The sequence below is a fragment of the Crocosphaera chwakensis CCY0110 genome (assembly GCF_000169335.1).
GTDB lineage: Bacteria > Cyanobacteriota > Cyanobacteriia > Cyanobacteriales > Microcystaceae > Crocosphaera > Crocosphaera chwakensis.
The window spans coordinates 1-11,457 of record NZ_AAXW01000099.1; the positions used below are offsets into that span (position 1 = coordinate 1).

Below are 11,457 nucleotides of genomic sequence, written 5' to 3' on the forward strand. Positions count from 1 at the left end.
ATTAGAAAATGGTATGAGTTTAGCTAATTTATCTTTTCCTAATTTAATCCCAACTAAATTTTTGATACTAGCTAGAACTAAATTCCAAAAATATCCATATTGAGGATATAATTTAACTAGCAAACACTCTGCTAAAACATACCGTCTATTGGTGGTTTTGTATCGAAATTCAGGGGGATTATTTTCCGTACGAAATTGCTCAGGAAAAGGTAAAATATGTCCAATAATATCTCCTTTTGTTGCAAGACCTTTGGTATGCAATTTAGCTTGCATCGATAACCCTAGTAATCTATCAGAACACCAAAAAGGAATATATTTCAAGGGTCCTAAAAGGGTGAATAATTTAACAATATCATTGAGTTGCTCTTGAACTAAACTATTTTTCCATACTTTTTTATCAAAATTTTCTTGATGAGGACCATGGTGATCTTTGCGATCCTTAATAAGACAAAGTAAGTTAACTTTATTTTCTAAAGGACAAATAGGAATTTCTTGAAGGGTTTCTGTGGTTTTTAAATGGTGATCTTCTCCTCTTCTAACTTGTAGATTTTCAAGATTAGTAAAACTTTCCCATTCTTCTAGTAACTTTTCTTGATTACCATAAGGATAAAATTTTTGTCTTAACTTAAATACATGACTATTGGGAAATCTCTTAAAATACTCAATAACAACCTCTTCTATTTTGGGATATAAATATTCATCACAATTAATAGATAAAACATACGTTCCCAACGCATTCAATAAAGCAGTAATCCTTTGTATTACTTCTCCTCTTAAAGCACTAATGATCTGACGAATACGAGGATCATTATTATTAAGTAAAGGAACTTCGGGAGGATAAACTAAAATAAATTCTACATTACCCTCAACTTTTGATAATGCTTCTATCCATACTTGAGGAACATTATCCCGCATAGGAATAATAACTGATAAAGTTGGTTTTGTCATATTAGCTAATAATATAATCCTAGGTTTTTTTTGCTGTTAAATCATAACAAGTCGTTTCTAACATTAACCTAATTTAAGGGTAAATGTAATGAAATTTTTAATAGTGTTTATAAAATTTATACATTATCATTATTCTTTTGTCAACTATTTAAACTATTAATTATTTTTGATACTGGACTTTCTATTTACAATCTAAGTTTTAAAGCTGAAGTTTTTCGTTATATTGTCTTAACCTTTTACAACTTGTCTATGGAAAAATTTTGAGATTTTTTCTAGCATAATCTAAGTCAGTCAATCGATTATGTTAAAGATTAAATGATGAATAATCTAGTTAAGAATTTCTTCAATTTTTTTGTTTTGATTGTAGCCGTTTTATTTTGTTTAGGCTTTTCTTCTCCTAATTCAGAAAATGAGTCAATTTCTCCTAATTTTTCTCAAGGAGTCTATTATCTCACTCAACAAAATTATCAAGAAGCTATTCTCAAATTTACTCAGGTTATTAATAATAAGAATCAAAAGATTGCCTCTGCTTATAGTAATCGTTGTCTTGCTTATTTACAAATTAATAATAATCAAGCAGCTAAAAGAGACTGTGAACAAGCATTAGAAATGAATTCAAATAACATTGAAGCTTATCTTAATAAAGGATTAGCTGATTATCAACTCGAAAATTATACTCAATCTTTAGCAGCCTATCAAGAAGTTATTAAACGCCATAAAAACGATTATCGGGCTTATTATAACCAAGGATTAGTCTATTTTAAATTGGAAAATTACCAGCAAGCTTTAGAAAATTATCAGCAAGCTTTAGAAACGAATCAAGATCATTCTTTGAAAGATAAAACTTTTATTTATTATGATCGTGCTTTAGCTTATTTGAAATTAGAAAATTTTACTCAAGCGATCGCTAATTTTACTCATGTTCTTATTCTAAATCCAAACAACGAACAGGCTTATTATCGACGAGGTTATGCTTATCAAAAATTAGGTAATTATCAGGCTGCTTTTAAAGACTTTACAGAAGTGATTGCCTTAAATCCTCAGTTAACGGGTGCGTATATTAATCGAGGAATTGTTGCTGGAATTTTAGGATTACAAGATATTGCTTGGCAAAATTTTAAAATTGCCCTCCATCAATTTCAACAACAAAACAACACCATAGGTTACAATAAAACACTTAATTTAATCCGTAAGTTTAAACAGATTACCTCGGATATCTATCAAACCCCTATTGGTTAACTGTTTAGATTTTAAGGCCATTTATCGCGTTTTTTTTACGCTAAAAACCCTTAATCTTTCCCTTCTAATCTAGGTTGACCAAATTCTAACCATAATGTCATTCCTACCCATACAATTACACCCAGTAAAGCTAAAACACCAAATTGAGTGATCCAATGAATTAATTGAGGTAAAGGCACTAATCTTCCTACAAAAAAGGATAACGTTACCATGATTAACGCCCATACAGTTGCTCCCCCTAAATTACATAATAGGAATCGATAATAAGGCATTTGGGCTATTCCTGCGATCGGTCCAGCAAACACCCTTAATAAAGTTATAAAACGGCCAAAAAACACAGCTTTTGCTGCATTTTTACTAAACTTGTTTCTAACTTCTTCTAGTTGTCGAATAGGGATGTTAAAAAAACTACCCACTTTTATTAATAATGGCCATCCTCCCCAACGGCCAATCCAATAACCAAAATTATCGCCGATTACTGCACCTGCGATCGCACTTCCTAAAACAACCCAGTAGCCTAATTCTCCGCTTCCGGCTAAAAAACCACCTACTATAGTAATCGTTTCTCCAGGAATGGGTATTCCAGTATTTTCTAAGGCAATGCCAATAAATACTGCCCAATACCCGTATTGACGTGCTATTTCTTGAATGTTGTCCAGTGACAGAAATTCGATTGACATTGAAGCAAAACTTTACAAAGATTTACGTTATATTCATATCTTGACTTATCTGCCTAAAAACTGTCAATTGCCATCGGGGACAGGGTTAACTCTAAATTGAGTTGTTAAATTCAACCAGTTTATTTTGATTGTGTTGTTTTAGAACGAAAAATGAACATGAAAGCTAACATGAAAACGAACATTAAAGCTAACATCGCCTCTTCATAATGGATTAGAGCTGATTAAAACAGATTTTCAATCTGTTTCAAACCATAACCGTTCAATTTCATAAGAAAACTTGAGTTATAAATAATTTGACTTGAGCAACAGCGATTGATTTAGCCTTAGGTTTGATAAAACAGCATCCAAATACCAAATAACAAATATTGATTATGGGGCCATTGTGATGAGTGATTTGAATAGTTTAAGTCAATTATTACCCTCTCAAGTGACGATAGATGTCTCACTTCAAGGTTTAACTGGCAATAATGTAGCTGGTAAGGATAGCTATGCTGATATTAATATTGAAAATAGTATTTTAGCTGGTCAATTTGATGCCTATTGTGTCGATACTGATCTTTTCGTAAATCCCACAGAAAACGACTTAACGGCCGAAGTCTTTTCGATTTATGAAACGATTCCTCAAGAGTATTTAACTGCGATTGACAATCCCGACAACTTAGACTTAGTCGGTTGGATTCTCAATCAATGTTTTGTCGGTAAAGATAGTTCTTCGGTGGGTGATGATCTGGGAATTTTTACCTTTAGTGACGTTCAAGGAGCTATTTGGACACTTTTGGGAGAAGGCTTTGGACCAGGTTCTGATATCCCTGGTGTTAATCAAGCACGAATTGATGCAATTGTTAACTTAGCCCAAGCTAATGGTACAGACTTTAGTCCTAGCTTTGATTACACCACAATTTTCGGAGAACAAGTAATCGGACAACTAGGAGTATTACTTTTTCCCGACCGAAACACAACCGATACAAGACCTTATGATAAACAACCCTTTATCGTTGGGGTTGAGTTAGCGAAACTTGGCCCCACTGGTTCTATTGGGGATACTATCTTCCGTGATGACAATGCCAATGGGGTACAAGATGGGGGTGAAGTCGGTATATCTGGGGTTCAAGTCAGGTTAACGGATAAAGGTGCTGATGGTGTCTTCGGAACGGCTGATGACATCGTGATTGGTACTCAAACCACCGATGGTGATGGTGAGTATCTCTTTGAAGGGTTAGATGCAGGAAACTATCAAGTCGAAGTTCTCAATGATAATGGTGCTTTAGATGGTTTCGTCCAAACCGCCGACCCCGATGGCACGTTAGATAACGGTTCGATGGTGACTTTGGCTCAAGGAGAAAATAATCTTGACCAAGACTTTGGGTATGACCTTCCCACTGGTTCTATTGGGGATACTATCTTCCGTGATGACAATGCCAATGGGGTACAAGATGGGGGTGAAGCCGGTATCTCTGGGGTTCAAGTCAGGTTAACGGATAAAGGTGCTGATGGTGTCTTCGGAACGGCTGATGACATCGTGATTGGTACTCAAACCACCGATGGTGATGGGGAATATCTCTTTGAAGGGTTAGATGCAGGAAACTATCAAGTCGAAGTTCTCAATGATAATGGTGCTTTAGATGGTTTCGTCCAAACCGCCGACCCCGATGGCACGTTAGATAACGGTTCGATGGTGACTTTGGCTCAAGGAGAAAATAATCTTGACCAAGACTTTGGGTATGACCTTCCCACTGGTTCTATCGGGGATACTATCTTCCGTGATGACAATGCCAATGGGGTACAAGATGGGGGTGAAACCGGTATATCTGGGGTTCAAGTCAGGTTAACGGATAAAGGTGCTGATGGTGTCTTCGGAACGGCTGATGACATCGTGATTGGTACTCAAACCACCGATGGTGATGGTGAGTATCTCTTTGAAGGGTTAGATCCAGGAAACTATCAAGTCGAAGTTCTCAATGATAATGGTGCTTTAGATGGTTTCGTCCAAACCGCCGACCCCGATGGCACGTTAGATAACGGTTCGATGGTGACTTTGGCTCAAGGAGAAAATAATCTTGACCAAGACTTTGGGTATGACCTTCCCACTGGTTCTATCGGGGATACTATCTTCCGTGATGACAATGCCAATGGGGTACAAGATGGGGGTGAAACCGGTATATCTGGGGTTCAAGTCAGGTTAACGGATAAAGGTGCTGATGGTGTCTTCGGAACGGCTGATGACATCGTGATTGGTACTCAAACCACCGATGGTGATGGTGAGTATCTCTTTGAAGGGTTAGATGCAGGAAACTATCAAGTCGAAGTTCTCAATGATAATGGTGCTTTAGATGGTTTCGTCCAAACCGCCGACCCCGATGGCACGTTAGATAACGGTTCGATGGTGACTTTGGCTCAAGGAGAAAATAATCTTGACCAAGACTTTGGGTATGATTTGGCTAATCCCAACATCGACATTGAGAAGTTTACCAATGGAGTTGATGCTGACACCCCAGACGCAGCACCAGAAATCCTTGCTGGTGATGTAGTAACTTGGACTTACGAAGTAACCAACACAGGTAATGTTGATTTTGACCAAAGCGAAATTGTCGTAACAGATGACCAAGAAGGAGTCATCACTAATATTATTGATAAAGGAGATGGAGATAATCTCCTAGAGGTTGGTGAAACCTGGATTTACCAAAAAACAGGCATCGCTCAAGATTTAAACGTCTCAGGGGGAAGTGCCACATTCTATTTAACAGGCAATAGTGGCTTAGATGGCTCTGATGGCAATATTCGCACTTTTTCTGCGGGTGATATATCCGTTAAAACCAGTGCCTTTAGCCGAACCGATAGTGGCGTTTGGGAAGAAGCTTTCTTAGGTAGCTTTTTCAATGGACTAGGTGTTACTGATACCTCAGAAGGAGACGGAAGTAACGGTTTACATCGTATTGACAATGTTCATCGAGATAACTATGTACTTTTTGAGTTTTCTGAATCTGTCATTGTTGATCGCGCATTTTTAGATTCTGTGGTTGATGATAGTGATATTACTGTTTGGATTGGCACAGTCAATAATCCCTTCAATAATCACAATACTCTAAGCGATGCCTTCTTGAATAGCCTAGAATTTACGGAGGACAATACGACTGATAGTTCAAATTCACGGTGGGCAGACCTGAATGCGGGTCAAGTATCTGGTAACGTTTTAGTTATTGCTGCCTTAGTCACGGATGATAGTCCTGAAGATCGCTTTAAGCTTGAAAAAGTAGAGGTTAAACAGCTCGAAACAGGAATTTATAAGAATCTCGGAACCGTTGAGGTTACTGGGGCAACCGATTCTGATCCCAGTCACTATGTTAATCCTATCCCAGATCCTGGTATTGATATCGAGAAGTTTGTCAATGGTATAGATGCGAATAATCCTGATGATTATCCTATCTTAGTTCCGGGATCTCCTGTTACCTTTACTTATGATGTTACCAATACAGGTAATGTTGCTTTTGCTGCGAGTAATGTTGTTGTAACGGATGATAACGGAACGGCTAATGATACCAGTGATGATTTTAATCCCAATCAAGTTCTGCAAAATGGCTTTAATGTTGGGGATACGAATCAGAACAGTATCTTAGATGCAGGAGAAACCTGGAAATATTCCAAAACCCTAACCGTTCAAAACCTATCTGTTTCAGAAACCATTCGCATTGAAGCTGAAGACCTTCATTTAAACGACTACTCAATTGAAAGCAACGACTTTGCTTCTGGCAATAAGTTAATTAAGTTGGTGGGTAGTTACTACGATAACGATGGTACTGCGTCAACAACCTTTAATGGCGAAACCCATAAATATGATGTCCGTGTTGCTTACTTTGATGAACTCGATGGTAAGTCTTCGGCTAAATTTAAACTTAATGGGAATACCATTGATAGCTGGACGTTTGATCAAAATCTTGGTTCTTATGCACCTGATGATCAGAGCTTGGTAGTCCGCACCGTCGCTGAAGATATTACCATCAAACATGGAGATTCTTTATCCCTCAAGGGCATTACAGATGATACTGAATTTGCTCGTATTGATTACATTGAGTTAGTCAAAAAGGGTGATAATGATGGAGTTTACGAGAATGTGGCAAAAGTGACAGCAGATGGGGTTTCTGATAGCGATATCAGTGGCTATGTTAACCCGTCTCCTAACGTACCAGCTGGGTGTATTGAAACCACTTTAAGCTTTACGGGTAACTCTTCGTTAGATGGTTACGACGGCAATGTTCGCACCTTTAGCAAAGACGGTCTTTCCGTTGAGGTTCGTGGTTTCAGTCGAGGTAAAGATCCTTTAACTGGACAGTGGAAAGATGCTTATGTCGGGGCATATTCTTCTGGTTTGGGGGTAACTGACCAGAGTGAAGGAACCCATGCTCACCGTGTTGATAACTTAGGTCATAATTTCAACTATGTTATGTTCAAGTTCTCCAAAGAGGTTGAAGTTGATCGCGCTTACTTTGATGCTGTGGTTGATGACAGCGATGCTAAGTTCTGGATCGGTAATACTAATGCAACTTCCTTGAATGACGCTCTTATTAATAGCTTCTACAGCGAAGTTAATGAAACCCCTGGCATTGGTAGTTATGATCCTCGTTGGGCGGATATTAATGAGGGTGGACTAACTGGTAATACCTTAATTATTGCTGCTAACCCTGATGAGCCTACATTTGAGGATTCTTTCAAGATCAGTCAATTGGAAGTTTGTCACTTCTAATTTCTAATTTATGGGTCTTAAGATATTTTTAATAATATCTTGAGTCATTTACATTCAAAGGATGTCATGTTGTCAATGACATCCTTTCTCCTTAGTCTTAGAACGTGACAATCTTTTACGATAGATATATATAGCACTACGCATTATAATTAGGATATTTTTAAGTTTTGAAACTCAGTTACAGCTAAATTTTGACTTTCGCGTAGCGATATAAATAGAGAACTTTTAAGTTAATTTTGGGTAACATAAAAATAGCTTAAAAATTCTAGAGACGAGAAACAATATCTATATGAACCTCAACGATTCCATAAACCTTATGTATCAATTAAGATTACCTCTAGATTACCCTCGCTTATTGACCCAAACCCCTAATTATAAACAAGAAACTTTTGATATACCTAACCTTCAAAATCAAAAATCAGGTAAGTCATTAGAGTTTTTTTTATTAGCAGCTTGGGGTTGTTTAATCTATCGTTATCATCAAGATGAGACACTTATTAGTGTAGGTTTAGATTTTGGGAAACTACAGGATACTAATCAATCATCTTTTGACTTATTTCCTCTGACACTTCAAATAAGTTCATCTACAAATTTTGCAGAGTTATTAGATAATATTGAAAAGCAAATAACAGACAATAAAGATGTTAAACAAGAAAAAAAACAATCTAATATTGCTTTTATTGATTTAGGTTTAGGTAATTTAAACTCTTTACAAGATCAATTTAATTTCGATTTGATTTTATTGACTAACCTCTCTAGGAATTTACAAGCAGATACTTGTCAATGTCAATTAATTTACAATGCTAACCTATTTAGTCTTCAAACAATTAAACGAATTATTGATCATTTTAAAATATTAATTAATTCTATTAAAAATAGTCCTCAAAAACCAATTCAACAATTATCTTTATTAACTCCATCAGAAAAATATAAAATATTATATGAATGGAATCAGACACAGACAAACTATAACCAAGATAAATGTATTCATCAGTTATTTGAAGAACAGGTAGAGAGAACACCAGATGCAGTAGCAGTGGTATATGAAGAGGAACAATTAACCTATCAAGAATTGAATCAAAAAGCCAATCAATTAGCTAATTATTTACAAACATTAGGGGTTAGTAATGGTAAATTCATAGGCTTATTTTTAGAACCTTCTTTAAATAGAATTATTGGCTTATTAGGAATTCTAAAAGCAGGAGGAATTTATTTACCTTTAGATCCTACTTATCCCCAAGAACGTTTGAATTTCATGATAGAAGATTCCAAAATTTCTATTTTATTAACTCAAAAATATTTGAATCCTAAATTATCTATCAAATCTTCAAAGACAATTAATTTAGATACAGATTGGGATAAAATAGAACAAGAATTTTGTCATGAAGTTGAGAATCAAACAACAGTAGAAAATTTAGCTTATGTTATTTACACCTCTGGTTCTACTGGAATGCCAAAAGGTGTTTTAATTGACCATAAAGCACTATCTTATCATTGTCAAAATATGATTGTCTATTATAAATTGAACAATAGCGATCGCGTTTTACAATTTGCTTCGTTTAGTTTTGATGTTTCTTTAGAGCAAATTTTACCCACTCTAGCAGTTGGCGCAACTTTAATTTTAGTTAATACTAAAGATTTAATTCCCTCAGATTTGAATAAAATAATCATTGATTTTAATGTAAGTGTTGTTGATTTGCCTCCAGGTTATTTAACTCAATGGTTGCACTGTTTAGAACAAAATAGAATTTCTACTGCTATTAATAAACTTAGATTAGTTATTTCTGGTGGCGAAACTTTATCCTTAAATACTATAGAAAAATGGTATCAAAGTCCTCTCAAGGACATCTCTTTAATCAATGCCTATGGTCCTACTGAAGCAACCATTACAGCTATTACTTTTTTAGTTCCTAAAGATAAGAAATTAATAGAGTTATATCGGACAATTCCTATTGGTCGTCCCTTACCTAATCGCAAAACCTATATTCTCGATACTCAAAAAAATCCTGTCCCTATTGGTGTTGTCGGAGAATTATACATTGGAGGAGAAGGATTAGCCTGTGGTTACTTAAATCAATTTGAGTTAACTCAAGAAAAGTTTATTAATAACCCTTTTGAAATAGGACAATTATATAAGACAGGAGATTTAGCAAGATACTTAACTGATGGGAACATTGAATTCTTAGGACGTATTGATAATCAAGTTAAACTTCGTGGTTTCCGTATTGAATTAGGAGAAATAGAAACTATACTAACGAAATATTCTTATGTGAGAGAAGCTAAAATAATGATTCGAGAAGATAACTATAGTAATCAAAGATTAGTAGCTTATATTATTCTCAATCCATGTCAAACTTCTTCATTAAAAATATCTCAACAAATCAAAGAATATCTTCAAGAAAAACTGCCGAATTATATGATTCCTTCGGTCTTCATCATCTTAGAGACTTTTCCATTAACTCCTAATGGAAAAATTGATTATCATTCTTTTCCTGAACCCGATTTTTCTACTCTTAAAAAGAATTATATTGCACCACGAACTACTGAACAAAAGATACTCGCTAATCTTTGGAGTCAAGTTCTCAAAATCGAAAATATTGGCATTAATGATAATTTCTTCGAGTTGGGTGGACATTCCTTACTAGCAACACAACTTGTTTCTTTAGTTAAAGAGACTTTGAACATAGAAATATCAATGAGTTTACTTTTTGAATATCCTACAATTTCTCAACTATCTAAATATCTCAATATTCTGCAAAAGAATAATAATATCTTACAATTACCGTCTATTACACCAAGACAAAAACAAGATAATATACCTTTATCATTTTCTCAGCAACGTCTTTGGTTTTTACACCAATTAAACCCTAATAACAGTGCTTATACTCTTTCTTCGGCTTTTCAAATTAAGGGAAAACTAAATATTAGCGCATTAGAAAAAAGTTTCAGTGAAATCATCAAACGCCATGAAATTTTAAGAACCAATCTTGTTGATATAGGCGGTAAATCATTTCAATATATTCACCAAAATGTTAACTTTCAATTACCGATTATTGACTTAGAAGATTTACCTACTAAACAAAGAGAAATTGAAGCTAAAATCAAAGTTAATCAGCTTATTAATATCCCGTTTGATTTGGCTGAAGATTGTTTGTTTAGAGTTCAATTACTACGATTAGACGAAAAAAATTATATCTTATCATTGAATATTCATCATATAATTTTTGATGGATGGTCTTTTTCAATTTTATTTAGAGAATTACAAAATCTTTATGGAGATTATTGTCAAAACTCAGTTTCTTCCTTACCTACCTTACCTATCCAATATGCAGACTTTAGTTACTGGCAAAAAGAATATTTAAGTGGAGATAGATTAGATTCTCAATTAAACTATTGGAAACAAAAACTAAGCGGGACTTTACCTCAATTGGAATTACCGATAGATTATCCTCGTCCCAAAATTAAAACTTATAGAGGATCTGTAAAAACCTTTTGTTTTTCCTCAGAATTAACAACAAAAATTACATTCTTTTCTCAACGAGAAGGTGTTAGTTTATTTATGACATTACTGACAGCTTATAAAGTATTGTTATATCGTTATAGTCGACAAGAAGATATTATTGTTGGGACTCCTATTGCTGGTCGCAACCATAGAAAAATTGAGCCATTGATGGGTTTTTTTGTTAACACTTTAGCTTTAAGAACTGATCTCAGCGATAATCCTAGTTTTCAAGAATTATTGAAGCGTGTCAAAACAGTTTGTCTAGAAGCTTATGATCACCAAGATATTCCTTTTGAACAATTAGTCGAAGTATTACAACCAGAAAGAGATTTAAGTCATACTCCCATATT

General features: G+C 34.9%; 5 protein-coding genes. 3 read left to right on the forward strand and 2 right to left on the reverse strand.

What is annotated here, in order from left to right; genetic code table 11:
• A partial coding sequence (locus tag CY0110_RS26460) for a hypothetical protein (RefSeq protein ID WP_050780076.1) occupies positions 1-915 on the reverse strand: 915 nt, incomplete at its 3' end.
• Positions 916-1,263: 348 nt separating this feature from the next.
• Between CY0110_RS26460 and CY0110_RS26465 the strand changes: the two genes are divergently transcribed.
• Positions 1,264-2,187, forward strand: a complete 924-nt coding sequence (locus tag CY0110_RS26465) for a tetratricopeptide repeat protein (protein WP_035800795.1) — start codon at positions 1,264-1,266, stop codon at positions 2,185-2,187.
• Positions 2,188-2,237: 50 nt separating this feature from the next.
• Here the strand turns inward: CY0110_RS26465 and CY0110_RS26470 are convergent, their stop codons facing one another.
• Positions 2,238-2,867, reverse strand: a complete 630-nt coding sequence (locus tag CY0110_RS26470; protein WP_008278729.1) for a DedA family protein — start codon at positions 2,865-2,867, stop codon at positions 2,238-2,240.
• 385 nt (positions 2,868-3,252) lie between these two features.
• Between CY0110_RS26470 and CY0110_RS26475 the strand changes: the two genes are divergently transcribed.
• Positions 3,253-7,605 carry an SdrD B-like domain-containing protein gene (locus CY0110_RS26475; protein ID WP_008278730.1) on the forward strand — a complete coding sequence of 1,451 codons (4,353 nt, stop codon included), beginning with the start codon at positions 3,253-3,255 and terminating at the stop codon, positions 7,603-7,605.
• Between the two features lie 316 nt (positions 7,606-7,921).
• On the forward strand, positions 7,922-11,457 hold a 3,536-nt coding region (locus tag CY0110_RS26480; protein ID WP_008278731.1), incomplete at its 3' end, for a non-ribosomal peptide synthetase.